25 protein-coding genes are annotated in these 25,844 nt (G+C 67.2%); 12 read left to right on the forward strand and 13 right to left on the reverse strand.

Annotated elements, in window-relative coordinates; translation table 11 throughout:
- Nucleotides 1-30: 30 nt before the first annotated feature.
- Both MXB90_RS01090 and MXB90_RS01095 read right to left on the reverse strand, forming a co-directional pair.
- On the reverse strand, nt 31-465 hold the full coding sequence (locus MXB90_RS01090) for an Lrp/AsnC family transcriptional regulator (RefSeq protein ID WP_250039952.1): 435 nt from the start codon (nt 463-465) through the stop codon (nt 31-33).
- Nucleotides 466-529: 64 nt separating this feature from the next.
- Complete coding sequence (locus MXB90_RS01095; protein WP_250039955.1) at nt 530-1,006, reverse strand: Lrp/AsnC family transcriptional regulator; 477 nt, start codon at nt 1,004-1,006, stop codon at nt 530-532.
- A gap of 103 nt (nt 1,007-1,109) precedes the next feature.
- Between MXB90_RS01095 and putA the strand changes: the two genes are divergently transcribed.
- On the forward strand, nt 1,110-4,556 hold the full coding sequence (putA, locus tag MXB90_RS01100) for a bifunctional proline dehydrogenase/L-glutamate gamma-semialdehyde dehydrogenase PutA (RefSeq protein WP_250039958.1): 3,447 nt from the start codon (nt 1,110-1,112) through the stop codon (nt 4,554-4,556).
- Between the two features lie 31 nt (nt 4,557-4,587).
- Entirely contained in the window at nt 4,588-5,316 is a 729-nt protein-coding gene (locus tag MXB90_RS01105; RefSeq protein ID WP_250039960.1) for a rhomboid family intramembrane serine protease, read from the forward strand.
- Nucleotides 5,317-5,452: 136 nt separating this feature from the next.
- Here the strand turns inward: MXB90_RS01105 and MXB90_RS01110 are convergent, their stop codons facing one another.
- Both MXB90_RS01110 and MXB90_RS01115 read right to left on the reverse strand, forming a co-directional pair.
- Nucleotides 5,453-6,244, reverse strand: coding sequence for an inositol monophosphatase family protein (locus MXB90_RS01110; protein WP_250039962.1), 792 nt, complete (start codon nt 6,242-6,244; stop codon nt 5,453-5,455).
- 140 nt (nt 6,245-6,384) lie between these two features.
- Complete coding sequence (locus MXB90_RS01115) at nt 6,385-7,290, reverse strand: LysR family transcriptional regulator (RefSeq protein WP_250039964.1); 906 nt, start codon at nt 7,288-7,290, stop codon at nt 6,385-6,387.
- Nucleotides 7,291-7,382: 92 nt separating this feature from the next.
- Here MXB90_RS01115 and metF point away from each other — a divergent pair, with 92 nt between their 5' ends.
- Entirely contained in the window at nt 7,383-8,249 is an 867-nt protein-coding gene (gene metF, locus MXB90_RS01120) for a methylenetetrahydrofolate reductase [NAD(P)H] (RefSeq protein ID WP_250039967.1), read from the forward strand.
- Nucleotides 8,250-8,310: 61 nt separating this feature from the next.
- On the opposite strand, the gene lepA is transcribed toward metF, so the two are convergent.
- Complete coding sequence (gene lepA, locus MXB90_RS01125; protein ID WP_250039975.1) at nt 8,311-10,110, reverse strand: translation elongation factor 4; 1,800 nt, start codon at nt 10,108-10,110, stop codon at nt 8,311-8,313.
- A 118-nt stretch (nt 10,111-10,228) separates the two neighbouring features.
- Between lepA and MXB90_RS01130 the strand changes: the two genes are divergently transcribed.
- Nucleotides 10,229-10,417 (forward strand): heavy-metal-associated domain-containing protein, encoded by a 189-nt coding sequence (locus MXB90_RS01130; protein ID WP_250039980.1) that lies wholly within the window; start codon nt 10,229-10,231, stop codon nt 10,415-10,417.
- 177 nt (nt 10,418-10,594) lie between these two features.
- On the forward strand, nt 10,595-10,894 hold the full coding sequence (locus MXB90_RS01135) for a hypothetical protein (protein ID WP_250039982.1): 300 nt from the start codon (nt 10,595-10,597) through the stop codon (nt 10,892-10,894).
- Here MXB90_RS01135 and MXB90_RS01140 read toward each other — a convergent pair.
- Nucleotides 10,879-11,343, reverse strand: a complete 465-nt coding sequence (locus MXB90_RS01140) for a low molecular weight protein-tyrosine-phosphatase (RefSeq protein WP_250039984.1) — start codon at nt 11,341-11,343, stop codon at nt 10,879-10,881. The two genes, MXB90_RS01135 and MXB90_RS01140, sit on opposite strands and share 16 nt — an antisense overlap.
- Nucleotides 11,344-11,370: 27 nt before the next feature.
- On the opposite strand from MXB90_RS01140, the gene MXB90_RS01145 reads away from it, so the two are divergent.
- Nucleotides 11,371-12,063: an NAD-dependent deacylase gene (locus MXB90_RS01145; protein WP_250039986.1), complete on the forward strand. Its 693-nt coding sequence runs from the start codon at nt 11,371-11,373 to the stop codon at nt 12,061-12,063.
- 138 nt (nt 12,064-12,201) lie between these two features.
- Here MXB90_RS01145 and MXB90_RS01150 read toward each other — a convergent pair whose 3' ends face one another.
- The 4 genes from MXB90_RS01150 to meaB all read right to left on the reverse strand — a co-directional run bounded on the left by MXB90_RS01150 (nt 12,202) and on the right by meaB (nt 14,673).
- A complete protein-coding gene (locus MXB90_RS01150) occupies nt 12,202-12,723 on the reverse strand; it encodes a copper chaperone PCu(A)C (RefSeq protein WP_250039988.1) in 522 nt (173 codons plus the stop codon).
- A 49-nt stretch (nt 12,724-12,772) separates the two neighbouring features.
- A complete protein-coding gene (locus MXB90_RS01155) occupies nt 12,773-13,123 on the reverse strand; it encodes a hypothetical protein (RefSeq protein ID WP_250039990.1) in 351 nt (116 codons plus the stop codon).
- 122 nt (nt 13,124-13,245) lie between these two features.
- Nucleotides 13,246-13,533, reverse strand: coding sequence for a 50S ribosomal protein L28 (gene rpmB, locus MXB90_RS01160; RefSeq protein ID WP_250039992.1), 288 nt, complete (start codon nt 13,531-13,533; stop codon nt 13,246-13,248).
- 150 nt (nt 13,534-13,683) lie between these two features.
- The gene (gene meaB / locus MXB90_RS01165) at nt 13,684-14,673 is read right to left on the reverse strand and encodes a methylmalonyl Co-A mutase-associated GTPase MeaB (protein WP_250039994.1); all 990 of its coding nucleotides are present in this window, start codon (nt 14,671-14,673) and stop codon (nt 13,684-13,686) included.
- Nucleotides 14,674-14,793: 120 nt separating this feature from the next.
- Here meaB and MXB90_RS01170 point away from each other — a divergent pair, with 120 nt between their 5' ends.
- Nucleotides 14,794-15,534, forward strand: coding sequence for a DUF3108 domain-containing protein (locus tag MXB90_RS01170; RefSeq protein WP_250039996.1), 741 nt, complete (start codon nt 14,794-14,796; stop codon nt 15,532-15,534).
- A 7-nt stretch (nt 15,535-15,541) separates the two neighbouring features.
- Nucleotides 15,542-17,986 (forward strand): ATP-dependent helicase HrpB, encoded by a 2,445-nt coding sequence (gene hrpB, locus MXB90_RS01175; RefSeq protein WP_250039998.1) that lies wholly within the window; start codon nt 15,542-15,544, stop codon nt 17,984-17,986.
- 272 nt (nt 17,987-18,258) lie between these two features.
- Here hrpB and argF read toward each other — a convergent pair whose 3' ends face one another.
- From argF to MXB90_RS01190, 3 genes are all read right to left on the reverse strand, one after another.
- Nucleotides 18,259-19,185 (reverse strand): ornithine carbamoyltransferase, encoded by a 927-nt coding sequence (gene argF, locus MXB90_RS01180; RefSeq protein ID WP_250040000.1) that lies wholly within the window; start codon nt 19,183-19,185, stop codon nt 18,259-18,261.
- A 67-nt stretch (nt 19,186-19,252) separates the two neighbouring features.
- Entirely contained in the window at nt 19,253-20,425 is a 1,173-nt protein-coding gene (locus tag MXB90_RS01185; protein WP_250040001.1) for an aspartate aminotransferase family protein, read from the reverse strand.
- A 303-nt stretch (nt 20,426-20,728) separates the two neighbouring features.
- On the reverse strand, nt 20,729-21,514 hold the full coding sequence (locus MXB90_RS01190; protein WP_250040556.1) for an ABC transporter permease: 786 nt from the start codon (nt 21,512-21,514) through the stop codon (nt 20,729-20,731).
- Between the two features lie 273 nt (nt 21,515-21,787).
- Between MXB90_RS01190 and MXB90_RS01195 the strand changes: the two genes are divergently transcribed.
- The 4 genes from MXB90_RS01195 (at nt 21,788) to MXB90_RS01210 (ending at nt 25,838) form a co-directional block, all read left to right on the forward strand.
- Nucleotides 21,788-22,444, forward strand: a complete 657-nt coding sequence (locus MXB90_RS01195) for a GcrA family cell cycle regulator (protein WP_250040002.1) — start codon at nt 21,788-21,790, stop codon at nt 22,442-22,444.
- 89 nt (nt 22,445-22,533) lie between these two features.
- Nucleotides 22,534-23,928 carry a 30S ribosomal protein S12 methylthiotransferase RimO gene (gene rimO, locus MXB90_RS01200; RefSeq protein WP_250040003.1) on the forward strand — a complete coding sequence of 465 codons (1,395 nt, stop codon included), beginning with the start codon at nt 22,534-22,536 and terminating at the stop codon, nt 23,926-23,928.
- Between the two features lie 118 nt (nt 23,929-24,046).
- Nucleotides 24,047-24,538, forward strand: coding sequence for a CAP domain-containing protein (locus MXB90_RS01205; protein WP_250040004.1), 492 nt, complete (start codon nt 24,047-24,049; stop codon nt 24,536-24,538).
- Nucleotides 24,539-24,734: 196 nt separating this feature from the next.
- Nucleotides 24,735-25,838, forward strand: a complete 1,104-nt coding sequence (locus tag MXB90_RS01210) for an efflux RND transporter periplasmic adaptor subunit (RefSeq protein ID WP_250040005.1) — start codon at nt 24,735-24,737, stop codon at nt 25,836-25,838.
- Nucleotides 25,839-25,844: the final 6 nt, after the last annotated feature.

Genomic DNA, 25,844 nt, shown 5'->3' on the forward strand with positions numbered 1-25,844 from the left:
GGGTCCGGGGGCAGCCTGGGGCGCGGCGGATCAGAGCCGGGCCGAGGGCCGGCGGGTGGCCAGAAGCAGGTTCGTTTCCGATGTCGTGACCCCTTCAAGCCGCCGGATCTGCGCCAGGATGTCATCCAGTTCGACCAGCGTGCGGGTGCCGATCTCGACGATCAGATCCCATTTTCCATTGGTCGCATGCACCGCCTGCACCGCCGGCAGGCCCAGAAGCCGCGCCACGATCCGGTCGGTGCCGCGCCCCTCGATGCCGATCATCATCAGCCCGCGGACCGGGGCGGCGGTGACATCGGCGCGGGTCATCACCGTGAAACCCGCGATTTCGCCCCGCGCCACCAACCGCTCTATCCGGCCGCGCACCGTGGCGCGTGAAATGCCCAGCTGCGCGGCCAGGTCGGACACCGCCGCCCGCCCGTCGCGCCGCAGCGCCGCGATCAGCCGTTGGTCGGTTTCATCCATCGCACACTCCTGACGGTTCGAGATTTCGCAGGCCTTGCCCCGGGCGGCGGTGTCGCGGGCGCGGTCAGGGCGTCATGACGGGGCCTGCGTCCTTCACCGCCTCCATCGCGACATAGGTCGAGGTTGCCGCCACATGCGGCAGGGATGAGATGCTTTCCGCCATGACCCGGCGATAATCCCCGATATCGCCGGTGCGCACCTTCAGCAGATAGTCGAAGCCGCCCGCGATCATGTGGCATTCCTCGATTTCCGGCACGGCGCGGACGGCGCGGTTGAACGCCTGCAGCGCGGCTTCGCGGGTGTCGGACAGGCGCACCTCGACGAAGGCCACATGCGCCAGGCCCAGGCGAATCGGCGACAGGATCGCGCGGTATCCGGCGATCACGCCGCTTTCCTCAAGCTGCTTGATCCGCGCCTGCACGGGCGATTTCGTCAGCCCCACGCGGCGCGCGATCTCGGTCGCGGACATGCGCCCGTCAGCCGACAGCAGAGCCAGAATCGCCTGATCGTAGCGATCCATCTGCGGAAAGTCGTTTGACATGCCCACCCCCGGAATTTCAGTCGTTTCACCCGCAAAACCGACAAGAACGGGAAAACCGCCCGCGAAATCCCCGATATGATGGCCCAAACCGCAGGAGCGCGCAATGCACACGATCGCACAGACCATCGAAACCGGAACCCTGCAGCCCGAAGCGCCCCTGCTGGCGCGGCTGATCGAACAGGCCGCCCTGGACGTCCCCGCCCGCGCCCGCATCCGTGCCGCCGGGGCGGATCTGGTGCGCCGCATCCGCGCCGATGTGCGGCCCGGCCTGATGGAGGTGTTCCTGGCAGAATACGGTCTTTCGACCGAAGAGGGAATTGCCCTGATGTGTCTGGCCGAGGCGCTGTTGCGGGTGCCGGATGCCGAAACCATGGACGCGTTGATCGAGGACAAGATCGCGCCGTCGGACTGGGGCCGCCATCTGGGCAAATCGGCGTCAAGCCTGGTGAACGCCTCGACCTGGGCCTTGATGCTGACCGGCAAGGTGCTGGAGGATCGCGAACCCGGCGTCGTCGGCCATCTGCGCGCCGCCGTGCGCCGACTGGGCGAGCCGGTGATCCGCACCGCCGTATCGCGCGCGATGAAGGAAATGGGCCGCCAGTTCGTTCTGGGCGAAACCATCCAGTCCGCGATGAAGCGCGCCCAGACGCAGGAAGCGGCAGGCTACAGTTACAGTTATGACATGCTGGGCGAGGCGGCGCGCACCGCCGCCGATGCCACGCGATATGAGGCCAGCTATGCCGCCGCCATTGCCGCCATCGCCGGGGCCTGCCGGGGTGGGGACGTGCGCGCCAATCCGGGTATCTCGGTCAAGCTTTCGGCGCTGCATCCGCGCTATGAGGTCGCGCAAGAGGCCCGCGTGATGGCCGAACTGGTGCCCGTGGTCACGCGGCTGGCCCGGCTGGCTGCGGCGGCGGGCATGGGGTTCAACATCGACGCGGAAGAGGCTGATCGCCTGACCCTGTCGCTCAAGGTGATCGAAGCGGTGCTTGCCGATCCGCAGCTGGCGGGCTGGGACGGGTTTGGCGTGGTGGTGCAGGCTTACGGTCGGCGCGCGGGCGCGGTGATCGACTGGCTTTACGCGCTGGCGGGCCAGCTGGACCGCAAGATCATGGTGCGGCTGGTGAAGGGCGCCTATTGGGACGCCGAGATCAAGCGTGCCCAGGTGCTGGGGCTGGCCGATTTCCCGGTCTTCACCCGCAAGATCGCCACCGATGTCAGCTATATCGCCAATGCCCGCAAGCTGCTGGGGATGACCGACCGGATCTATCCGCAATTCGCCACCCACAACGCCCATACGGTCGCTGCCGTGCTGGACATGGCGGGCGATGCGCCGTTCGAATTCCAGCGCCTGCATGGCATGGGCGAACGGCTGCACGATATCGTGCTGAAAGATCGCGGCACCCGCTGCAGGATCTATGCCCCCGTTGGCGCACATCGCGACCTGCTGGCCTATCTGGTGCGCCGGTTGCTGGAAAACGGCGCGAATTCCAGCTTCGTGAACCAGATAATGGATGAGGACGTGCCCCCCGAGGTCGTCGCCGCCTGCCCCCTGACCGCGCTGGAAGATCTGGCCGATCCGGTCAACCCGCGCCTGACCCGGCCTGCCGATCTGTTCGCCCCGGATCGGCGCAACAGCCGGGGCTTCGATCTGACCGATGCCGGCACGCTTGCGGTGATCGAGGCCGCGCGCGCACCCGCCGCCACGGGCCTGCTGCCCGATGCGGCGCCGCTGCTGGCCGCCCCGGCGCAACCCCTGCCTGCCCAGCCGGTGCAAAACCCCGCGACGGGCGAAACGGTGGGCCATGTCCACCCCGCCAGCGCGCCCGATGTGCAGGCCGCGCTGGCCGCCGCCCGCATCTGGCAGGCCCCGGCGACCGAGCGCGCGCAGGTCCTGAACCGTGCCGCGAATCTGTATGAGGCCGAATTCGGCCCGATCTTTGCCACGCTTGCGCGCGAGGCGGGCAAGACCCAGGGCGATGCCGTGGGCGAATTGCGCGAGGCGGTGGATTTCCTGCGCTATTATGCGGCACAGGCCAGCGGCCTGACCGCCCCCCCGCGCGGGGTGTTTGCCTGTATCAGCCCCTGGAACTTCCCTCTGGCCATCTTCACCGGCCAGATCGCGGCGGCGCTGGCGGCCGGAAACGGCGTGCTGGCCAAGCCCGCAGAACAGACCCCGCTGATCGCGGCGCAGGCGGTGCGGCTGTTGCACAAGGCCGGTGTGCCGCCCCATGCGCTGCAACTGCTGCCGGGTGACGGGCCCACGGTCGGTGCGGCGCTGACCTCGGATCCGCGGGTGGCGGGCGTGGCCTTCACCGGATCGACGGAAACCGCACAGGCGATCCGCCGCGCCATGGCCCGGCACCTGGCCCCCGATGCACCGCTGATCGCGGAAACCGGCGGGCTGAACGCGATGATCGTCGATTCCACCGCCCTGCCCGAACAGGCAGTGCGCGATATCCTGGCCTCGGCCTTCCAGTCGGCGGGCCAGCGCTGTTCGGCGCTGCGCTGTCTTTACGTGCAAAACGACATTGCCCCGCATCTGATCGACATGCTCTGCGGCGCGATGCAGGAATTGCGGATGGGCGACCCCTGGCATCTGCCCACCGACATCGGCCCGGTGATCGATGACGAGGCCGCCAGTGACATCCGCACCTATATCGAGGCCGCCCGCCGTGACGGCCGCGTCATCCTTGACCTGCCCGCCCCGCCAACGGGGCATTTCATCGGCCCCACCGTGATCCGCGTGACCGGCATTGCCGACCTTGGGCGTGAAATCTTTGGCCCCGTGCTGCATGTCGCCACCTTCGAGGCCGAAGACCTGCCCCGCGTCATCGCCGATATCAACGCCACCGGCTATGGCCTGACCTTCGGGCTGCACACCCGCATCGACAACCGCGTGCAAGAGGTGACCGAGGCACTGGCCGTGGGCAACATCTACGTCAACCGCAACCAGATCGGCGCGGTGGTGGGCAGCCAGCCCTTTGGCGGCGAGGGGCTATCGGGCACCGGGCCCAAGGCGGGCGGGCCGGACTATATGGCGCGGTTCTGCGCCCCGCAACCCGCCACCCCCGTCGCGGCAACGCCATCGGCCGCTGCCATCGAGGCGACGCAGGTGCAGGCCGCGCTGGACGCTGCCCCCCCTGCCCCCACGCTGCCCACCACGGCACTGCCCGGGCCCACGGGGGAATCGAACCGCCTGACGCGCCATGCCCGCGACCCGATCCTGTGCCTTGGCCCCGGACCTGCGGCAGCGCGGGCCCAGGCGCAGGCCGTGCAACGGCTTGGCGGGCGCGCGGTCGAGGTCACTGCCCCCCTGCCGCCAGACGCGCTGACCACGCTGCGGGGCTTTTCCGCGGCGATCTGGTGGGGCGATGGCACGACCGGCACCGCCCTGGCGCAGGCCCTGGCCCGGCGCCCCGGCCCGATCCTTCCGCTGATCGGCGCCATGCCCGATGCGGCCCATGTCGCGCATGAACGCCACATCTGCATCGACACCACCGCCTCGGGCGGCAACGCGGCGCTGCTGGCCAGCGCGGGAACCGCTTGACCGTGCCCCGCGGATCGGAAAGGCTCGCGCCATGTTTCCGATCCGCGACCACAACCCGGCCACGACAACCCCCTGGATGACCTGGGCGCTGATCGCGCTCAATCTGGGGATGTTCCTGCTGACCTCACCCTGGCTGGGCGCGATGTTCGGCCTGTGGGAAATGGGCGCGCTCTACCCCGCCGCGGTGATGGAGGGGTTCTGGCTGCACGGGCTGATCACCCACATGTTCCTACATGCCGGGCTGATGCATATCGCGGGCAACATGCTGTTCCTGTGGGTCTTTGGCGACAACATGGAAGAACAGCTTGGCCATTTCGGCTTTGCGCTTTTCTACCTGGCCGGTGGTCTTGCGGCCGCGGCGGCGCAAATCCTGGCCGATCCCTATAGCACCATCCCGATGGTCGGCGCCTCGGGCGCGATCGCGGGCGTGATGGGCGGCTATCTTCTGATGTTCCCCAAGGCGCGGATCGACGTGCTGTTCATCATCGTGATCCTGGTGAAAATCATCCCGATCCCCGCCTGGATCGTGCTGGGGGTCTGGTTCGGTCTGCAGGTGCTGAACGGCACCACCGCGGGCGACGGCGGCGGGGTCGCTTATTGGGCCCATGCCGGCGGCTTTGCGGCCGGTGTGGCGCTGATGATCCCGCATTGGCTCAGGCGTGGCGGCCCGGCCTACTGGAACCGCACCCACGGCCACCCGCCGCACCCCGAAACGCACTACAGCCGATCCAGCATACCCGTGGTGCGCAGACGACGCTGACCGCACCTTTTCTTCTTGGCCGAAATACTCCGGGGGGTGGTCTCATCGGCCCCATCAAGGGGCTGATGAGGCCCGGGGGGCAGCGCCCCCCGCACCTAGCGCGAAACCTTGCGGCCCGATCAGACCTGCGCCCGGATCAAGCCGATGCGCGCAGGATCTTGCACAGCGGGTCGAACAGCTGCGCATTGGTGGCGATGATCGCGCCCGATTCGAAAATGTCGCGCCCTTCGCGGACCGGACCGGTGAACCCGCCCGCTTCCTTCACCAGAAGCATCCCCGCCGCCATGTCCCAGGCGCTGATCCCGCGTTCCCAATAGCCATCGAACCGACCCGCGGCGACATAGGCCAGATCCAGCGAGGCCGCGCCAAAGCGGCGCACCCCGGCGCAGACCGGCATCAGGCGCGCGAAATCCTGCAGCGTGGCTGGCAGCGTCGACTTGCCCCCAAAGGGGACGCCGGTGGCAAATATCGCCTCGATCATGTTGCGCCGCCCCGACACGCGCAGGCGGGTTTCGTTCATGAAGGCGCCAAGGCCCTTTTCGGCGTAGTAAAGTTCATCCTTTGCAGCGTCGAAGATGACACCGGCCACAACCTCGCCCTTGTGTTCCAGCGCGATGGACACCGCCCAATGCGGCAGGCCGTGCAGGAAGTTGGTGGTGCCATCCAGCGGATCGACGATCCAGCGCCGGGTCGGGTCTTCGCCGGGCTCTTCGCCGGTTTCCTCGCCCAGCCAGCCATACGAGGGGCGGGCACCGCGCAGTTCTTCCTTGATGATGCGTTCCGCCTCACGGTCGGCGCGGGTGACGAAATCCCCCGGCCCCTTGGCCGAGACCTGAAGGTTTTCCACCTCGCGGAAGTCTTTCACGAGGGAACGGCCTGCCTTGCGGGCGGCCTTGATCATCAGGTTGAGGTTCGCGCTGCCTTGCATCGGGGGCTCCTTCACATCAAGCGCGTGCCATACACGGGCGGGGACGGGATTCCAAGGGCTTTGCGCGGATCGGCTGGTGTTGCAACGGGGGGCTGTCTGCCCCCCGCACCCCCCGAGGATATTTTCGCAAAGCCGAAGGGTCAGACGCGCTGCAGTTTGACCGGCTCGGTCCGTGCCAGGCGCAGGAAATGGGCCATGAAGGGCTGGGTCGCATCCTCGGCGCGGGTGGCGGCGTAAAGCCGTTTGGTCAGGCCTTTTTCGGTGACGGGGCGGGTGATGTAATCGGGCTGGTATTTAACCTCGCGCAGGACCCAGTCGGGCAGCACCGCCACGCCGCGCCCGGAGGCCACCAGCATCAGGATCACGGCGGTCAGTTCGACCTGGCGCTGCGCGCGCGGTTCGACCCGGGCCGGCGTCAGCAGTTCGGTGAAAATGTCGATCCGGCCACGGTCGACCGGATAGGTGATCAGGGTCTGGTCGCGGAAATCCTCGGCCACGACAAAGGGTTTTGCGGCCAGCGGGTTGGTGGCGGCGGCAACAAAGGTGGGCGAATAGTCGAACAGCGGGTTGAAGATGATGCCGTCAAGCGCCTCGGGGTCGGAAGAGATCACCAGATCGACCTCTTCGCGCATCAAGGCGGGCAGCGCGTTGAATGCCAGGCCCGCGCGGATGTCGACGTCGATATCGGGCCAGGCGCGGCGGAACTGTTCCAGCACCGGGAACAGCCAGTCAAAGCAGGCGTGGCATTCGATGGCGATGTGCAGCCGGCCCGCGCGGCCCTGGCGCAGGGCCGAGAATTCTTCTTCGGCGGCCTCGATCTCGGGCAGGATGCGTTCGGCTAGCCGCAGCAGTCGCAGCCCCGCCGCCGACAGTTTCAGCGGCTTGGACCGGCGCACGAACAATTCCACCCCGGCCTGATCTTCCAGCCCCTTGACCTGATGCGACAGTGCCGATTGCGTGATGTGCAGCATGTCGGCGGCCCGGGCCAGCCCACCCGCATCATGGATGGCCTTGATCGTGCGCAGGTGGCGAAGTTCCAGGTGCATCTTGAACGAAACCTCATAACGTTCTTGAGGATTATGAGTTTGTCTCACATCGCCATATCTGGCACAAGGGGGCCAACGAAAGGATACCGACCATGACCTCGCCCCGCGTCAGCTTTGAATTCTTCCCGCCGCAGTCGCTGGAGGCCTCGTTCCGGCTGTGGGAAACCGCGCAGGTTCTGGCGCCGCTGAAGCCGTCCTTCGTGTCGGTCACCTATGGCGCGGGCGGCACCACGCGCAAGCTGACCCATGAGGCGGTGGAAACGATCCACAAGAATTACGGTCTGAACGTGGCCGCACATCTGACCTGTGTCGATGCGACCCGGGCCGAGACGATGGAAATCGTCGATGCCTATGCCGCGGCGGGCGTGACCGAAATCGTGGCGCTGCGGGGCGATCCGCCGAAGGGCAGTGACCGGTTCACGCCGCATCCGCAGGGCTTTGCCTCCTCGGTCGAGCTGATCGAGGCGCTGGCCCAGGATGGGCGCTTTACCATTCGCTGCGGCGCCTATCCCGAGCCCCACCCCGAAGCCACGGATGCGCTGGCGGATGTGCGCTGGCTGAAGCGCAAGGTGGATGCGGGCGCGACCAGCGCGATCACCCAGTTCTTCTTTGAGGCCGAGACCTTCTTTCGGTTCCGCGATGCCTGCGAAAAGGAAGGAATCACCGCGAAGATCATCCCCGGCATCCTGCCGATCCAGTCCTGGGCGGGCGCAAAGCGCTTTGCCGCGCGCTGCGGCACCAGCGTGCCGGCCTGGGTGGAAGAGGCGTTTGTGGCCGCCGTGCGCGACGGGCGCGAACAGCTGCTGGCGACGGCGCTGTGCACCGAACTGTGCGACGAGCTGATCCGTGGCGGGGTCGAGGATCTGCATTTCTACACGCTGAACCGCCCCGGCCTGACGCGCGATGTGTGCCATGCCCTGGGCGTGACGCCGGACGCCAGCCTGGAAAAGGTCGCCTGAACCGGCCCATTGCCACAGCGGAATGGAAAAACCCGGCCCCATCTTTGGGCCGGGTTTTTCGTCAGTCGTCCATCTTCAGCGCCGAGATGAAGGCGGATTGCGGGATTTCCACCTTGCCGAACTGACGCATCTTCTTCTTGCCGGCCTTTTGCTTTTCCAGCAGCTTCTTTTTCCGCGTCGCGTCGCCGCCATAGCATTTCGCGGTCACGTCCTTGCGCATCGCGCTTAGCGTTTCGCGCGCGATCACCCGGCCACCGATCGCGGCCTGAATCGGGATCTTGAACATGTGGCGCGGGATCAGCTCTTTGAGCTTTTCCACCATCGCGCGGCCACGGGCCTCGGCCCGGTCGCGGTGCACCATGATCGACAGCGCGTCGACCGGTTCATCATTCACCAGGATCGACATCTTCACCAGAAAATCCTCGCGGTATTCCGAGATCTGGTAGTCGAAGCTGGCATAGCCCTTGGTGACCGATTTCAGCCGGTCGTAGAAGTCGAACACGACCTCGGCCAGCGGCAGGTCATAGACGACCATGGCACGGCTGCCGGCATAGGTCAGGTCCAGCTGGATGCCACGGCGGTCCTGGCACAGTTTCAGCACATCGCCCAGATATTCGTCGGGCACCATGATCGTGGCCTTGATGCGCGGTTCCTCGATATGGTCGACATAGGTCAGGTCGGGCATGTCGGCGGGGTTGTGCAGGTCACGCACCTCGCCATCCTTCATGTGCAGCTTGAACACCACGCTGGGCGCGGTGGTGATCAGGTCCAGATCATATTCGCGTTCCAGACGGTCGCGCACGACCTCCAGATGCAGAAGCCCCAGGAAGCCGCAGCGGAAGCCGAACCCCAGCGCGGCCGAGGTTTCCATTTCATAGCTGAAAGAGGCGTCGTTCAGCGCCAGTTTTTCAATCGCGTCGCGCAAGCCTTCGAAATCATTGGCGTCCACCGGGAACAGGCCGCAGAACACCACCGGCTGCGCGGGCTTGAAGCCCGGCAGGGGCACTTCGCAGCCCTTTTTCTCATGCGTGATCGTGTCGCCCACGCGGGTGTCGCGCACCTGCTTGATGGATGCGGTCAGAACGCCAATCTCGCCCGGGCCAAGTTCCGCGATGTCCACCATCTGCGGCTTCAGCACCGCCAGCTTGTCGATGCCATAGACCGCGCCGGTCTGCATCATCTTGATGCGGTCGCCCTTGCGGATCACACCGTCCATCACGCGGATCATCACGACGACGCCCAGATAGGGGTCATACCAGCTGTCAACCAGCATCGCCTTGAGCGGTGCGTTACGGTCGCCCTTCGGCGCGGGCAGGCGCGTCACGATCGCTTCCAGCACGTCGGGGATGCCTAGGCCCGATTTCGCCGAAATCGGGATCGCTTCGCTGGCGTCGATGCCGATCACATCCTCGATCTGTTCCTTGACCCGGTCCGGTTCCGCCGCCGGCAGGTCGATCTTGTTCAGCACCGGCACGATTTCATGGCCCGCGTCGATCGCCTGATAGACATTGGCCAGCGTCTGCGCCTCGACCCCCTGGGACGCGTCGACCACCAGCAGGCTGCCTTCGACGGCGCGCATGGACCGGCTGACCTCATAGGCAAAATCGACGTGGCCGGGGGTGTCGATCAGGTTCAGGATGTAGGTCTGTCCATCCTTGGCCGGATATTCGATCCGCACCGTGTTGGCCTTGATCGTGATGCCGCGTTCCCGCTCGATATCCATGCTGTCGAGCATCTGCGCCTTCATGTCGCGCTCGGCCACCGTGCCGGTCATCTGGATGAGCCGGTCGGCGAGGGTGGATTTGCCGTGGTCAATATGGGCCACGATCGAGAAGTTGCGGATGAGATCAAGCTGGGTCATGGCCGGGCATATAGCTTGGAAAACAGGGGCCGGGAAGGGGGATTGCAGCGGCGCACGCCATTGACGCGCGCGCGCTTTCGGGCGAATGATCCGCCCCAGCCCGCGCAGGAGAAACGCCATGATCCTTTCCGTCCCCCAGATGAGCTGCGGCCATTGCAAGGCCGCCATCGAATCGGCCCTGGCCGCCGTGGGCGCCAAGGCCGATTTCGACATGGAAAACCGTGAGGTTGAGGTTGAGGGCCTGCCCGAAGCCACGGTCCTGGCCGCGCTGAAAGCCGCCGGGTATGAGGCCGAGGTTATCGGCTAAGCCACCCTTGGGGGGGCACGGCCGGCCCGCCCCCAACCCCTTGGGGCCCTGCGGCCAAGCCGCGCAGAGCGGCGGGTTCCCGCGCATTTCGTTGAATTTTCTTGCCTGCTGGCCTATCATTGCGCGCAAATAAGGACGCGCGGACACCGATTCCGCGCCGGAACAAGAGGCAGAGCAATGAAGAAATCCCTGCTTGTGGCAGCTTTCGTCGCCTTGGGCGCGGCCCCCGCGCTGGCCGGCCCCATCGACAGCGCCTGCATGAAGGCCGGCCGCGCCGCCGACCGGGCGCTGTGCGGCTGCATCCAGCAAGTCGCAAACAGCACGCTGAGCCGGGGCGACCAGCGCAAGGCCGCCGCCTTCTTCAAGGACCCCCACAAGGCACAAGAGGTGCGCCAATCCAGCCGCCGCAGCGATGAGGCGTTCTGGCTGCGCTACAAGAATTTCGCCGCCACCGCCGAGGCTTATTGCGCGCGCTGAAGCGCCGCGATCAGTCCAGCCGCGCGCGTCTCGATCAGGTCGAGGCAGCCGTCGAAATCACGGGTGAAATAGGGGTCCGGCACATCGGCCGGGCCAATGCGGGCGCTGCTGCCCGCATCCTCCAGAAACAGCCGCAGCGCCGCGCGCGGCTGTGCGGGCGCGATCCGCGCCGCATCGCGCAGGTTTTGCCTATCCATCGCCAGAAACAGGTCGAAGTCGCGGAAATCACGCGCCTGCAACTGTCGGGCGCGCAAGGGGGACAGGTCATAGCCGCGCGCCCGGGCCGCGGCCTGCATCGGGCCATAGGGCGGCTCGCCGACATGCCAATCGCCTGTGCCGGCGCTGTCGGCATCAACCGTCAGGCCCGCCCGGGTGGCCAGATGGCGAAACACCCCCTCGGCGGCGGGGGAACGACAGATATTGCCAAGGCAGAGAAACAGGATACGCATACCAACAGGATAACGCAGGGGGCAGGGATGGAAAAGATCGTCATTCTGACCGGGGCGGGCATTTCGGCCGAAAGCGGGCTGCGCACCTTTCGCGATGCGGGCGGGCTGTGGGAAGGCTACCGGATCGAAGAGGTCGCCACCCCCGAGGCCTTTGCCCGCGACCCGGCTCTGGTGCATGACTTCTACAACATGCGCCGCGCGGCGGCCGCCGCCGCCCGACCCAATGCGGCCCATGCGGCGCTGGCGCGGCTGGAAGCGGCGGGTCGGCACGAGGTGTTGATCGTGACGCAGAATGTCGATGACCTGCATGAACGTGCCGGCTCGGTGCATGTGATCCACATGCACGGGTCCCTCGCGGGTGCGCTTTGCGCGGCCTGCGGGTACCGCTGGGCGGCACCCGCGGTCATGGCCCCGCAAGACCCCTGCCCCGCCTGCGCGCGTCCCGCCACGCGGCCCGATATCGTCTGGTTCGGCGAAATGCCCTATCAGATGGACCGGATCTGGCAGGCGCTGCGGCAGGCGGATCTGTTCGTCTCGATCGGCACATCGGGTAATGTCTACCCGGCGGCGGCCTTCGTGCAGGATGCCGCGCGCGCCGGGGCACGGACGCTGGAACTGAACCTGGAACCATCGCTGGGCGCGCGGGATTTCGACGAAGCGCGGATAGGCCCGGCAAGCCGGATCGTGCCGGATTGGGTGGACACCTTGCTGCGGGCCTGAGCGCGGAGGGGGGGGCGCTGCCCCCCGCCTTGCGGCCCCTGGACGGGGCCGAACGGCGCCCCCCGGGATATTTTAGCAAAGCCGAAGAGCGGACAGGGGCCGCCGTTGCGGCGGCCCGCTGGGCTAGTTGGGTGGGGGTCAGTTCGAGGGCGCGTGCATGTGCTTGGGCGGCATGCCTGCGGGCGCGCCATGCATATGCTGCATCTGCTGGCCCATCGCCGCCCCGTCGCGTTGCAGGTCAACGGGGATGTCCACGACAAGCTCGCCGGCCTGTTCGAAGGTCAGCGTGACGGTGACGACATCGCCATGGCTCAGGCCCTGGCGCAGGCCCAGGAACATGACGTGATCGCCACCGCGTTGCAGCGCGTGGTTGCCACCGGCGGGAATGACGAAGCCTTCGGGAACGTGAAGCATCTGCATGACGCCCTTGTCATCGGCCTTGTGGGTGTGCAGCTCGACCCGGTCCGCGATGTCCGAGGACGCCGCGATAAGCCGGTCATCGACCGCGCCGGTATTTTCAATCTGCATGAACGCCGCGCCGGATTTCGACATGGCGGTCGAGACCCGCGCATAGGGGTCGTGAACGGTGATGCCTTCGGCAAAGGCAGGCAGGGCAAAGGCGACCGCCGTGGCGGCCAGAAGCGACTTGAGGAGGGACATTCCCGTCTCCTTGAATGGTCTTTGGGTTGATTGGAACGAAGGGGCCGGATCAGACCAGCGGCGGGCCGCGGGCCCGGGCACGCATCACCGCGCGCGAGGCGGGCGCGGCGGGTTCGGGGACGACCAGCGCGACGGCCTGGCCTTCGGGGCGCAGCGGAACGGGGGCTGGCACCCCCACCGCAGCCATCATCCCAAGCACCATGTCGGGGCACAGATGCACCGGCCCGGTGGGCTGACCGCGGTCATCGACGCTGATCGTGGTCATGCCATAGCCGGTGCAGATCACGATTTCACCGGCAACGCGGGCTTGTCCCCGCGCGACGGCCATGGTCAGGCTCGTCGCCGCAAGGATCGCCGCGAAAAGAAAAGCGGCTGCGCTGCGGGCGTGACGTCGTGTCATGATCCCCACATAATCCTTTGTGCCGGCCTATGGAAGGCCGCGCGGCACAAGGCCACGGGCGGGGCACATGCAAAAGGCCCCGCCGCTGGCGGGGCCTTGAGAAATGGTCAGCAATCGCGCGATCAGGCGGCGGCTTGCGCCTTGGCGATGGCTTTCTTGATCTTCAGCGCATTGGCGGACAGTTCTGCGTCCTTGGCCTTGGCCAGGAACGCGTCCAGACCACCGCGGTGGTCGACCGAGCGCAGGCCGGCAGCCGAGATGCGCAGCTTGAACGACTGGCCCAGCACGTCCGAGATCAGGGTGACTTCGTTGAGGTTCGGCAGGAAGCGGCGACGCGTCTTGTTGTTCGCGTGGCTCACGTTGTTGCCCGTCATCGGGCCCTTGCCGGTCAGTTCGCAGACGCGCGACATGGCATCAATCCTTCGTTTCCTTAGGGCGATTTGCCCGTCTTTTCCTAACATCAACGGGCGCCGCAACGGCAGCGCCCGGAATTCCGTTCGCGGGGGATACGGGGAAAGCGGCGCGCCGTCAAGCGATTCATCGCCGAAATCGCGCCGCTTTCAGCCCCGCAGCACCGCAAGCATTTCGGCCGCAGCCGCCGCAGGCGCGGTGCGCCCCCCGGCCACATCCGCGCCCAGCGCTTCCATCCGCGCCCGGATCACAGGGTCGGCGGTCAGGCGCGCCAGAAGGCCCTCACGCACCTCGGCTTCGAACCAGTGGCGGGCCTGCTGGGCGCGGCGACTGTCGAAATGCCCCTGATCGCGGCGCCAGCGGGCCAGGGCCTGCATGTCGTCCCAGGCGGCCTTCAGCCCCTCTTCGGCCAGGGCGGACACCGGCAGCGCCTTGGGAAAGCCTGCGGGATCCTGCGGGCGCTTTCGCAGCAGGCGCAGCGCGCCCGCGTAATCGGCCACGGTGCGCATCGCGGCGGGCTTCAGATCGCCATCGGCCTTGTTGACCAGAATCAGGTCGGCCATTTCCATGATGCCGCGTTTCACGCCCTGCAGCTCATCCCCGCCGGCGGGGGCCAGCAGCAGGATGAACAGATCCGACATATCCGCCACCAGCGTTTCGGATTGGCCCACCCCCACCGTCTCGATCAGCACCACGTCATAGCCCGCCGCCTCGCACAGGCTGACAGCTTCGCGGGTGCGCCGGGCAACGCCGCCCAGATGCGCCTGGCTGGGCGAGGGGCGGATGAAGGCATTCGGATCGCGCGACAGACGTTCCATACGGGTCTTGTCGCCCAGAATCGACCCCCCCGACCGGGCCGAGCTTGGGTCGACCGCCAGCACCGCCACCTTCAGCCCCTGTGCCGTCAGCATCATGCCAAACGCTTCGATGAAGGTGGATTTGCCCACCCCCGGCGTGCCCGACAGGCCGATCCGCAGCGCCTGCCGCCCCGCGGTCGCCAGCCGTTCCAGCAACGCGGTGGCCTGCGCGCGGTGATCGGCGCGCCCCGATTCCACCAGCGTGATCGCCCGCGCCAGCGCCCGGCGATCGCCGTTCAGGATGGCCGGGGCAAGATCGGTCGCGGGGGAATGGACAGTCATGGGCAGGCCTTCGCGCGGAAAAATGACGAAACCGTCACCATTCGTGACGGCGGCACGGGTTTCTTGCCCGCTCGGGGCGGTATATGTCCAGAGCGAAGGTCCGAATTCATGAGGTCTGCCATGCTTTCCCTCCCCCACACTGCACGTCGTGGGCTGGCCGTTGCCATGCTGCTGGCCGTGGTGGGCCAGCCGGTGCTGGCCAATCAGACCGACAGCGGGACCTTTTCGCTATCGCTGCGCGGCATCCCGGCGGGCGAGCTGAAGTTTTCGGGCACGATCAACGCCACCAGCTATGCAGTGAACGGCACATTGCGCAGCACGGGCATCCTGGGGGCGGTGCGCAAGGTGCGCTATGACGCCGCGGTCCAGGGCAGCCATGCGCAGGGCCGGTTCACCCCGTCCAGCTATACCGAAAAGGCCGATACCTCGAAACGCCAGTCGGAATCGGTCATGGCCTACAAGGCGGGCGTCCCGCAGGTCGAGGTTTACAATCCCCCCCGCGCGCCCCGCCCCGGCGACATCGACCCGGCCACCCAGGGCGGCACCATCGACCCGCTGACCGCGCTTTTCGCCGTGCTGCGCGACGTGCCTGAGGCCCAGGCCTGCAGTTTTAGCGCCTTCATGTTCGACGGCCGCCGCCGCAGCCAGATCGCGCTGACATCCCCGCAACCCGCGGACGATGGCACCGTCACCTGCGCGGGCGAATACCGCCGTCTAGCCGGGTTTTCCGACAAGGAGATGGCCGAGAAGGTCAGCTTCCCCTTCCGCCTGACCTATGTCCCCACGGGCGACGGGCAGCTGCGGGTTGATGAGGTGTCGATGGACACGCTCTATGGCAAAGGGCGGCTGAAACGGCGATAAGGCCGGGGTGAGTGACCACCTGCCCATAGATGACGCGCTGCCCGCGCTGAAGGACGCCCTGGCCCGGGCGGGCCGCGCCGTGCTGATGGCACCGCCCGGCGCGGGTAAGACCACGCGCGTGCCCTTGGCGCTGCTCGATCAGGTCGCGGGCCGGATCGTGATGCTGGAACCCCGCCGCCTGGCCGCGCGCGCCGCCGCCGAACGCATGGCCGAAACCCTGGGTGAAACCGTGGGCGCAACCGTCGGCTACCGCATCCGCGGCGAGACGAAGGTATCGAAGGCCACCCGGATCGAGGTGGTCACCGAAGGCATCCTGACGCGGATGATCCAGTCGGACCCCGAACTGTCGGGCGTGGGGCTGGTGATCTTCGACGAATTCCACGAACGGTCCCTGAACGCCGATCTGGGCCTGGCTCTGGTATGGGAGGCGCGCGGCGCCCTGCGCCCCGATCTGCAGCTGCTGGTGATGTCGGCCACGCTGGATGCCGACCCCGTCGCCGCGCTGCTGGAAGATGCCCCGGTGGTCCGTTCCGAAGGCCGCGCCTTCCCGGTGGACACCCGCTGGCTGGGCCGCCCCATCGCCCCGGGCCTGCGGTTTGAAGCCGCCGTGGCGGGCCTTGTCGAACAGGCCGTGGCAGAAACAGGCGGCGGCGTTCTGGTCTTCCTGCCCGGCGAGGCCGAGATCCGCCGGGTTGAGGCCGCGCTGAAGGGCCGCCTGCCCCACGGCGCCGCAATCCGCCCGCTGTTCGGCGCGATGGACTTTGCCGCCCAGCGCGCCGCCATTGCCCCCGCCGCATCGGGGCGCAAGGTGGTGCTGGCCACCGCGATCGCGGAAACCTCGCTGACGATCCAGGATATCCGGGTGGTGGTCGATGCGGGCCGCGCCCGGCGCGCGCGCTTTGACCCCGGGTCGGGCATGGCGCGGCTGGTCACCGAACGCGTCAGCCGCGCCGAGGCCGAACAACGCCGGGGCCGCGCGGGGCGGGTGGCGGAAGGCACCTGCTACCGGATGTGGACGAAGGGAGAGGAAGGCGCCCTGCCCGCCTTTGCCCCCCCCGAAATCACCGTGGCCGATCTGGCCGGGCTTGCGCTGGAACTGGCGCTTTGGGGGTCGGACGGGGGCGATCTGGCCTTCCTGACCCCGCCGCCCGCCCCTGCGCTGGCCGAGGCGCGGGCGCTGCTGGAAGGCCTTGGCGCGCTGGACCACGGTCGCATCACCGCACATGGCCGGGCGCTGGCCGCGCTGCCGCTGCATCCGCGCCTGGGCCACATGCTGGTGACCGCCGGCCCCGAGGCCGCAACGCTGGCCGCCCTGCTGGCCGAACGTGATCCGCTGCGCGGCGCGCCCGCCGATCTGGCCCTGCGCATCGCCGCCATCCGCGACCCAAGGGCGTTTGAACACGATCACCCCCACCCCGTCCATCGCGGCACCGTGGACCGCATCCGCGCCGAGGCCAAGCGCCTGTCGCGCCTGGTTCAGCTGCCCGCGCGCAGCTTCAGCCTGCCGGAAATGGCCGCGCTGGCCTATCCCGACCGCATCGGCCTGCGCCGCAAGGGCGAAGCGCCGCGCTACGTGCTCTCGGGCGGCAAGGGTGCGGTCGCGGCCGAGGGCGACCCGCTGGGCAGCAGCCGCCTGATCGTCGCCACCGATCTGGACGGCGACCCGCGCGAGGCGCGCATCCGCCAGGGCATCGCCCTGCCCGACGCCAGCCTGCGGCGCTTGTTCGGCCATGCGATCAGCTGGCATGACCTCTGCGAATGGTCCCGCCGCGAAGGCCGCGTGATTGCCCGGCGGCAGGAACGCTTTGCCGCGCTGGTGCTGGAAGACAGGCACTGGCCCGACGCCCCGCCCGAGGCGCTGGCCGGTGGCGCCCTGGACGGCCTGCGCCAGATCGGCCTGCCGCTGACCCCCGCCGCGCGACGCTTTCGCGCGCGCGTCGAACTGCTGCGCGCCCAGGGCGCCGACCTGCCCGATTTCACCGACGAGGGCCTTCTGGCCCGCGCCGAAGACTGGCTCTTGCCGCATCTGGCGGGCAAACGAACCGAGGCCGACCTGCGCGCGCTGGACCTGACAGAGGCGCTGAAGGGCGCGCTTGACTGGGACCAGCTGCAGCTGGTCAACCGCCTGGCCCCCAGCCATTTCGAAACGCCGCTCGGTCGGCGGGTGCCGATCGATTATGATGGCCCAGCCCCGGGCATCGAAGTCCGCCTGCAGGAACTTTTCGGCGTGACCGAACACCCGACCGTGGGACCGCGGCGCATGGCGCTGCGGATCACGCTGCTGTCGCCGGGCGGCAAACCGGTGCAGGTGACGATGGACCTGCCCGGATTCTGGGCGACATCCTATGCCGATGTGCGCAAGGAGATGCGCGGCCGCTATCCCCGCCACCCCTGGCCCGAAGACCCGCACGAGGCCGACCCGACCCTGCGGGCAAAGCCGCGCGGAACCTGAGCGGTGCAGGGGGCGCTGCCCCCTCTTGGCTTCGCCAATTCACCCCCGGGATATTTGGACAAAGCCGAAGGCATCAGGGGTTTCTTAACCAGAATCGGGCAAGGTCAGTGCACGGTACAGGCGGGGACGCCGATGACCGTCAAAGCCGAAGGCACCCGACTTGCCCGCCCCTCTGCGGATCAAGTCGGGTGTTTTTCATTCTGCCTTCGGCTTTGTCCAAATATCCCGGGGGTGAGGCGCGCCAGCGCCAAGGGGGGCAGCGCCCCCCTGCCTCATTTGCCCAGACACCAGCGCATCACCGCCTTTTGCGCATGCAGCCGGTTTTCCGCCTCATCGAAGACGACCGAGTGCGGACCGTCCATCACAGCCGAGGTCACCTCGTCGTTGCGATGGGCGGGCAGGCAGTGCATGAACAGCGCATCTGAATTTGCCTCGGCCATCAGCGCCTCATTGACCTGATAGCCGCGCAGCTGGTTGTGGCGGCGTTCCTTGGCCGATTCCGGATCATGCATGCTGACCCAGGTATCGGTCACGACCAGATCGGCGCCCTGGACCGCCTTGAACGGATCGCGCTCAACCTCGACCTTCACGCCTTTGGAACGGGCAAAGTCGATCCATTCGCGTTCCGGGTCCAGCGTCTGCGGCCCGGTGAAGGTGAAGTCAAAGCCGAACTGCCCCGCCGCATGCAGAAAGCTGGCGCAGACGTTGTTGCCATCGCCCGACCAGACCACCTTGCGGCCTGCGATGGGGCCGCGATGTTCCTCATAGGTCACGATGTCGGCCATGATCTGGCAGGGATGGGTGCGGTTGGTCAGCCCGTTGATCACCGGCACGGTCGCGTGTTCGGCCATTTCCAGCAGCGTCGCCTCTTCGAAGGTGCGGATCATGATCAGGTCGACATAGCGCGACAGCACCCGGGCCGTATCGGCGATGGTTTCGCCATGGCCCAGCTGCATTTCCTTGCCCGACAGCACCATCGTCTGCCCGCCCATCTGGCGCACCCCCACATCAAAGCTGACGCGGGTCCGGGTCGAGGGCTTTTCGAAGATCAGGGCGACCATGTGCCCCGCCAGCGGCTGTTCGTCATCGGGCGCGGCTTTGGGGCGGCCGTTGCGGGCGTCTTTCATCATGCGGGCGGTGTCGATCATCGCGCGCAGATCTTCGGGCCGGGTCGTGTGGATATCAAGGAAATGGTTCATCGGTCAGGCTTTCGTGGCGGGTGCCGGGGCATGCTGCCCGGCTTTCCGGGATTGAATGGGAAAGGGATCAGGGCCTCAAGGCGGTCGCGGCGCGATTAAGCCTTGCGACGGCTTCGGCGATTTCCTCATCCGTGATGTTCAGCGCGGGCAAAAGCCGCAGGACATTGTCGGCCGCCGGCACCGTCAGCAGCTTCTGGTCATAGCCGGCCTTGACCACATCGGCGGGCGCGGCCTTGCATTTCAGCCCCAGCATCAGCCCCTGACCGCGCACATGATCAAAGACGTCGGGATGCGCGGCGACAAGACCTTCCAGCTTCTGCCGCAGCAGCGCGGCCTTGCGGTTCACCTCGGCCAGGAACGCGGGCGCCGCAACGATTTCAAGCACCCGTGCCCCCACCGCGCATCCCAGCGGGTTGCCGCCATAGGTCGACCCATGCGTGCCCGCGGTCATGCCCGAGGCCGCCTTTTCCGTGGCCAGAACCGCACCCAGCGGAAAGCCGCCACCGATGCCCTTGGCGATCATCATGATGTCGGGCGTGACGCCTGCCCATTCATGCGCGAACAGCTTACCCGTACGGCCCACCCCGCATTGCACCTCATCAAAGATCAGCAGCGCGCCGGTTTCATCGCACAGATCGCGCAGGCCCTTCAGGCACTGATCCGGCACCGGCCGGATACCGCCCTCGCCCTGGATCGGCTCGATCAAGACGGCCGCGGTGCGGTTGGTGACCGCCGCGCGCAACCCGTCATGATCGCCCCATTTCACCTGCCGGAACCCGGGCAGCAGGGGGCCAAAGCCCTTGGTCATCTTTTCCGACCCCGCCGCCGCGATCGCGGCCGAGGACCGGCCATGGAACGCCCCTTCAAAGGTCACGATCTCGACCCGGTCGGGATCGCCCTGTTCATACCAGAACTTGCGCGCCATCTTGACGACCAGCTCTGCCGCCTCGGTCCCCGAATTGGTGAAGAACACCGTATCGGCGAAGGTCTGATCGACCAGCAGGTCGGCCAGGCGCTTCTGCTCGGGGATCTCATACAGGTTCGACACATGCCACAGCTTCGCGGCCTGCGCGGTCAGGGCCTCGACCAGCTGGGGGTTGGCATGGCCCAGCGCGTTGACCGCGATCCCCGCGCCCAGATCCAGGTATCGGGTGCCATCCGCCGTTTCAAGCCAGCTGCCAGAGCCTTTGACGAAGGCAAGCGGGGCGCGATTATAGGTGGGCAGGATGGAAGGGATCATCATGTGACTCCAGAAAGGGAAGGCCAAGGGGTGCAACAGGCCCGGCGGGCTGTCAACGGTTTCGGCGGTTTCACGCGGGATTTGGGCAAGATGTGGCACGCGGCCACGGGGGATCGGACGTCAGGCGCGGGTGGCGCTGCGTCGGGGACGTCGGGAAAGGGCGGTCCATGCGATCATGACCACCCCCTAGCGCGCCCGCACGCCCAAGTCAAAACCTTCCTGTTTTCGGCTTTGCGCAAATATCCCGGGGGTGAATTGGCCAAAGGCCAAGAGGGGGCAGCGCCCCCTTGCCCCCCAACCGGCTCAGGGCTTCATCCGATAGCCCGAGCGCAGCCACGACCAGGCCAGACCCAAAACGATCAGGCAGGCCAACACCACCACGCCCAGCCCCTGCCAGGGCGAGGCATCTGACACACCGATGAACCCATAACGCGCGCCGTCGATCAGGTAGAACACCGGATTGGCATGGGTCGCCGCGCGAAAGGCCGGGGGCAGCGCCTCGACCGAATAGAACGTGCCTGACAGGAAGGACAGCGGGGTGACAACGAAATTGGTGATCGCCGCCATCTGGTCGAACTTGTTGGCCCAGATCGCGGCCAGTACGCCCAGGCCCCCCAGCAGCACCGCCCCCAGCACCACCCAGGCCAGCGCCCAAAGCGGATGGGCCACACCCTGCCCCACCACCAGCCACAACCCCACCGCGATCACCGCCGCCACCACCAGCGCGCGCGCGACCGAGCCGATCAGGTAGCCCGCCAATATCTCCCACGGCGCCAGCGGCGGCATCAACGTGTCGACGATATTGCCCTGCACCTTGGCAATCACGATCGAGGATGACGTATTGGCAAAGGCATTCTGGATCACCGTCATCATCAGGATGCCCGGCGCCAGGAACACCAGATAGGACACGCCCATCACATCCGCCCGGCCCGCACCGAAGGCCAGCGCGAAGACCGTCAGGAACAGACCTGCCGTGATCAGGGGCGCCAGAACCGTCTGCTGCCAGACCGCCAGAAACCGGCGGATCTCGCGCCAGCCCAGCATCGCAAGCCCCAGCCAGTTCACCCGCCCGAAACGGCGCACCCCCATGTCGATCATTGTCCACCTCTGCTTTCGCGGCGCCGCAGGTCTAGCACCGGCGGGCAGGGCGGGCAATGCGGGGCCGGGGGCTTCGGGGCCGCCATCTGGCATCCGCCCCGGCCCGGGTGGCGAAAACCGGGGCACAGGCGACCTCGGCGGACTGCGGGCCTTGAAATCCGGGGGCCTGGCTTGTATCTCGGAGCATCCCGATTAGATTGGGGCCAAGCGGCAAACCGAACCTGCGCCCGGCATGTCCGGGCCGGAAATGTTGAAAGGCAGTCCATGTCCTGGACCGATGAACGCGTCGAGACGCTTAAGAAGATGTGGGCCGATGGCCAGTCGGCCAGCCAGATCGCCAAAGAGCTGGGCGGCGTGACGCGCAATGCGGTGATCGGCAAGGTGCATCGGCTGGGCCTGTCGAACCGCGTCGGCGGCCCCGGCGAACCCGCAGCCCCCACCCCGGCCCCGGTGACACCGCAAGCGGCGGCCCCCGCGGCCAAGCCCGCCCGCCCCGCCGACCCGGCGCCAGAGGCCGCGGCGCCGCAGGCCCGCCCGGCCCCGGCCGCAGCCCCCGCGCCCCCCAAGCCCGCGCCGCAACCGGCGCAGGCCGCCCCGGCCAGCCCCGCCCCCCGCGCGCCCGAACCCGTCGCGCCGCTGCGCCGTGCGATCATTCCGGCGGGCCAGCCGCTGCCGCCGCAGCCTTCGGCCAATGAAATCAGCCCCGAGGCGCTGGCCAAGGTGGGTGAGGTCGAAAAGCGCGCCCGCAAGATCAGCCTGATGGAGCTGACCGAGCGCACCTGCAAATGGCCGATCGGCGACCCGGCGACCGAACATTTCTGGTTCTGCGGCCTGCCCAGCCAGCCCGGAAAACCCTATTGCGAGGCCCATGTCGGCGTCGCCTTCCAACCGATGAGCGCGCGGCGCGACCGTCGCCGCTAAGGGCGGGCGGGGCAACCCGCCACCTTATGAAATCCCGACCCGAGTGAAAGCAGGACCGTTCCGGTCCGCTTTTGCGTTGGAGGCCCCGAATGACCAGCAATCCCCCGAACCTCCGCCCCGACCTGGCCCCCGCCCCGGTGTTCAACACGCAGCGCCGCGCGGGCCAGCCGACGATCGGCATGGTCAGCCTCGGCTGCCCCAAGGCGCTGGTCGACAGCGAACGCATCCTGACCCGGCTGCGCGCCGAAGGCTATGCGATCAGCCCCGATTACAAGGGCGCCGATGCGGTGATCGTGAACACCTGCGGCTTTCTGGACAGCGCCAAGGCCGAAAGCCTGGAAGCCATCGGCGAAGCTTTGCAGGAAAACGGCAAGGTCATTGTCACGGGCTGCCTGGGGGCCGAGCCCGACTACATCACCGGCGCGCATCCAAAGGTGCTGGCCGTGACCGGGCCGCATCAATACGAACAGGTGCTGGATGCGGTCCATGCCGCGGTGCCGCCCGCACCCGACCCGTTCATCGACCTGCTGCCCGCCACCGGGATCAAGCTGACCCCGCGCCATTTCAGCTATCTGAAGATCTCGGAAGGCTGCAACCACAAGTGCAAGTTCTGCATCATCCCCGACATGCGCGGCCGTCTGGTCAGCCGCCCCGCCCATGCTATTTTGCGTGAGGCCGAAAAGCTGCTGGATGCCGGGGTGCGCGAACTTTTGGTGATCAGCCAGGACACCTCGGCCTATGGGGTTGACCGCAAGCACGACCTGTCGCCCTGGAAGGGCGGCGAGGTGCGCGCCCATATCACCGACCTGGCCCGCGAACTGGGCCGTCTGGCGCAGCCCGCGGGCGCCTGGGTGCGGCTGCATTACGTCTACCCCTACCCGCATGTGCGCGACCTGATCCCGCTGATGGCGGACGGGCTGATCCTGCCCTATCTGGATATTCCGTTCCAGCACGCCCATCCCGATACGCTGCGGCGCATGGCGCGCCCCGCGGCGGCGGCAAAGACGCTGGACGAAATCGCCGCCTGGCGCCGCGCCTGCCCCGACATCACGCTGCGGTCGACCTTCATCGTCGGCTATCCCGGCGAGACGGAAGCAGAATTCCAGACCCTGCTGGACTGGCTGGATGAGGCGCAATTGGATCGCGTCGGATGTTTCCAGTATGAGAATGTGGCAGGCGCCCGGTCAAACGACCTGCCCCACCATGTGCCCGATGCCGTCAAGCAAGAGCGTTGGGACCGCTTCATGGAAAAGGCCCAAGCCATTTCCGAGGCAAAGCTGGCGGCCAAGGTGGGGACCATCCAGCAGGTGATCGTGGATGCGGTCGATGCCGAGGGCGCGACCTGCCGGACCCGCGCCGATGCCCCCGAAATCGACGGCAACCTGTTCATCGATGACGGGTTTGAGGGGCTGGCCCCCGGCGACATGGTCACCGTCGAGGTTGAGGAAGCCGGGGAATATGACCTTTGGGGCCGGCTGGCCTGACAGGCGCGCGAAAATCCGCCGGGCTTAACGGTTTGTCATGAAATTTCCGCAAGCATGGCTGAACTTGGCCGCGAATCCGGTTTACACACGCGGCAGTTGTCAGCGGAAGGGGCGCGGGATGCGGCGGATCAAGGCGATTCTCATTCTGATCACGACCTGCGGGATGTTCGCGGGCGCCGCACCGGCGCTGGCGGTCAGCTGCGGCGGCGCCCCGGCCGAGGTCACGCGGGCCATGATCCAGATGGTGAATGCCGAACGCAAACGCGCCGGGCTGCCCGCGCTTGGCCATGACAGGAAACTGGACAAGGCCGCCCAGGCCCATGCCTGCGACATGGCGCGGCGCGGCTTCTTTTCGCACAACGGATCAGGCGGGACCACGCCCAAGACGCGGGTAAAGAAAGTCGGCTACAAAACCTGCCTGACGGCCGAGAACATTTCATTCGGGTGGCGGTCGGCGGAACAGGTGATGCAGGATCTGATGCAATCCAAGGGCCACCGCGACAATATCCTGCGCCGCAATGTTGGGGAAATCGGCATTGGCTATGTGCCGCGCACCGGCAACCAGGGCCCCTGGTGGGTGCAGGTTTTCGCCAAACCCTGCCGGGGGTGATACCCGGGGTGGGCTTTGGACCGCCACCGCGCCAGGCGATTTTGCAACATCTCCCTTTACGAAACCGCTTCGCGCAACACATGTGCGCAGAAGCGGTTGACTCTGTCGACCGCATCTGAACCTTTCGGTTCAGTATTCGCCAGCGGGCCACGCGCCGCGCTGGCGTCATGTGTTTGAACGGGATTCAGGGGCCAACATGATCAAACGTCTTATCATCGCTGTCATCCTTCTGGGGGTCATCGGCGGCGGCATTGTCGGGTTCAACCTGTTCCGTTCAAAAATGATCGCCGATTTCTTCGCCAACATGCCCGTGGCCCCGGTCACCGTATCCGTCACCGAGGCGCAGTCGCAGCGTTGGCAGCCGGGTCTTGATGCGATCGGGACGGCGCGGGCCGCACAGGGCGTCGATCTGGCGGTCGAGGCCGTCGGCATCGTGCGCGAGGTCGCCTTTGCCGCCAATGACCGCGTCGAAAAGGGGCAGGTTCTTCTACAGATCGACGACCGGACCGAACGCGCGGATCTGGCCGCGGCGCAGGCGGCGCTGGAACTGGCGGAAACCGCGCTGACGCGGGTGCGCGAACTGCGCGAACGCGGCGTTTCGGCCACCACCACGCTGGATCAGGCCGAGGCCGAGGCGGTATCGGCCCGCGCCACCGTGGCCAAGCTGAACGCGGTTCTGGAAACCAAGCGTCTGACCGCGCCGTTTTCCGGTGTGATCGGCATCCCGCAGGTGGAACCGGGCCAGTTCGTCACCCCCGGCACCGTCTATGCCACGCTGCAGGACCGTGACCGGATGCGCGTCGATTTCACGCTGACCGAACAGCAGGTGGGCCTGGTTTCGGCCGGGCAACCGGTGACCGTCGTGTCCGAAGTGGGGGATCTGGTGCTGACGGGCAAGGTGGCGGGGATCGAGCCCAAGATCGACCCGAATTCGCGCCTGGTGACGATCCGCGCCGATGTTGAAAACGCCGAAGATCGCCTGACGCCGGGCCAGTTCCTGCGCGTCACCGTGGCCCTGCCCGCCGAAGATGGGGTGATCGCCTTGCCGCAAACGGTCGTCAGTTCAACGCTTTATGGCGATTCTGTCTATGTGGTGCGCGCCGGCGACACGGCGGATGCGCCCGAAAAGGTGGAACAGGTTTTCGTGCACCTGGGCCGGCGGTCCGGCGCGTTGGTGGAAATCGTCGAAGGCGTGCAACCCGGCGACCGGGTGGTGAATGCGGGGCAGAACAAGCTGTCACCCGGTGCGGCGGTGGTGATCGATAACACCGTGTCGCCCGACACCGCGAACGGCAACTGAGGCACG

Source organism: Phaeovulum molybdatiresistens (assembly GCF_023544865.1).
Lineage (GTDB): Bacteria > Pseudomonadota > Alphaproteobacteria > Rhodobacterales > Rhodobacteraceae > Pontitalea.

Coding starts and splice junctions, on each gene's coding strand:
- MXB90_RS01205 (WP_250040004.1), top strand. CDS start 24,047: ATGCGGCGGATCAAGGCGATTCTCATTCTGATCACGACCTGCGGGATG.
- meaB (WP_250039994.1), bottom strand. CDS start 14,673: ATGACTGTCCATTCCCCCGCGACCGATCTTGCCCCGGCCATCCTGAAC.
- rpmB (WP_250039992.1), bottom strand. CDS start 13,533: ATGTCGCGCGTCTGCGAACTGACCGGCAAGGGCCCGATGACGGGCAAC.
- MXB90_RS01210 (WP_250040005.1), top strand. CDS start 24,735: ATGATCAAACGTCTTATCATCGCTGTCATCCTTCTGGGGGTCATCGGC.
- MXB90_RS01105 (WP_250039960.1), top strand. CDS start 4,588: ATGTTTCCGATCCGCGACCACAACCCGGCCACGACAACCCCCTGGATG.
- MXB90_RS01145 (WP_250039986.1), top strand. CDS start 11,371: ATGGAAAAGATCGTCATTCTGACCGGGGCGGGCATTTCGGCCGAAAGC.
- MXB90_RS01195 (WP_250040002.1), top strand. CDS start 21,788: ATGTCCTGGACCGATGAACGCGTCGAGACGCTTAAGAAGATGTGGGCC.
- argF (WP_250040000.1), bottom strand. CDS start 19,185: ATGAACCATTTCCTTGATATCCACACGACCCGGCCCGAAGATCTGCGC.
- MXB90_RS01155 (WP_250039990.1), bottom strand. CDS start 13,123: ATGACACGACGTCACGCCCGCAGCGCAGCCGCTTTTCTTTTCGCGGCG.
- lepA (WP_250039975.1), bottom strand. CDS start 10,110: ATGACCCAGCTTGATCTCATCCGCAACTTCTCGATCGTGGCCCATATT.
- MXB90_RS01090 (WP_250039952.1), bottom strand. CDS start 465: ATGGATGAAACCGACCAACGGCTGATCGCGGCGCTGCGGCGCGACGGG.
- MXB90_RS01110 (WP_250039962.1), bottom strand. CDS start 6,244: ATGCAAGGCAGCGCGAACCTCAACCTGATGATCAAGGCCGCCCGCAAG.
- MXB90_RS01190 (WP_250040556.1), bottom strand. CDS start 21,514: ATGGGGGTGCGCCGTTTCGGGCGGGTGAACTGGCTGGGGCTTGCGATG.
- putA (WP_250039958.1), top strand. CDS start 1,110: ATGCACACGATCGCACAGACCATCGAAACCGGAACCCTGCAGCCCGAA.
- MXB90_RS01185 (WP_250040001.1), bottom strand. CDS start 20,425: ATGATCCCTTCCATCCTGCCCACCTATAATCGCGCCCCGCTTGCCTTC.
- MXB90_RS01115 (WP_250039964.1), bottom strand. CDS start 7,290: ATGCACCTGGAACTTCGCCACCTGCGCACGATCAAGGCCATCCATGAT.
- MXB90_RS01130 (WP_250039980.1), top strand. CDS start 10,229: ATGATCCTTTCCGTCCCCCAGATGAGCTGCGGCCATTGCAAGGCCGCC.
- metF (WP_250039967.1), top strand. CDS start 7,383: ATGACCTCGCCCCGCGTCAGCTTTGAATTCTTCCCGCCGCAGTCGCTG.
- MXB90_RS01150 (WP_250039988.1), bottom strand. CDS start 12,723: ATGTCCCTCCTCAAGTCGCTTCTGGCCGCCACGGCGGTCGCCTTTGCC.
- MXB90_RS01170 (WP_250039996.1), top strand. CDS start 14,794: ATGCTTTCCCTCCCCCACACTGCACGTCGTGGGCTGGCCGTTGCCATG.
- MXB90_RS01095 (WP_250039955.1), bottom strand. CDS start 1,006: ATGTCAAACGACTTTCCGCAGATGGATCGCTACGATCAGGCGATTCTG.
- MXB90_RS01135 (WP_250039982.1), top strand. CDS start 10,595: ATGAAGAAATCCCTGCTTGTGGCAGCTTTCGTCGCCTTGGGCGCGGCC.
- rimO (WP_250040003.1), top strand. CDS start 22,534: ATGACCAGCAATCCCCCGAACCTCCGCCCCGACCTGGCCCCCGCCCCG.
- MXB90_RS01140 (WP_250039984.1), bottom strand. CDS start 11,343: ATGCGTATCCTGTTTCTCTGCCTTGGCAATATCTGTCGTTCCCCCGCC.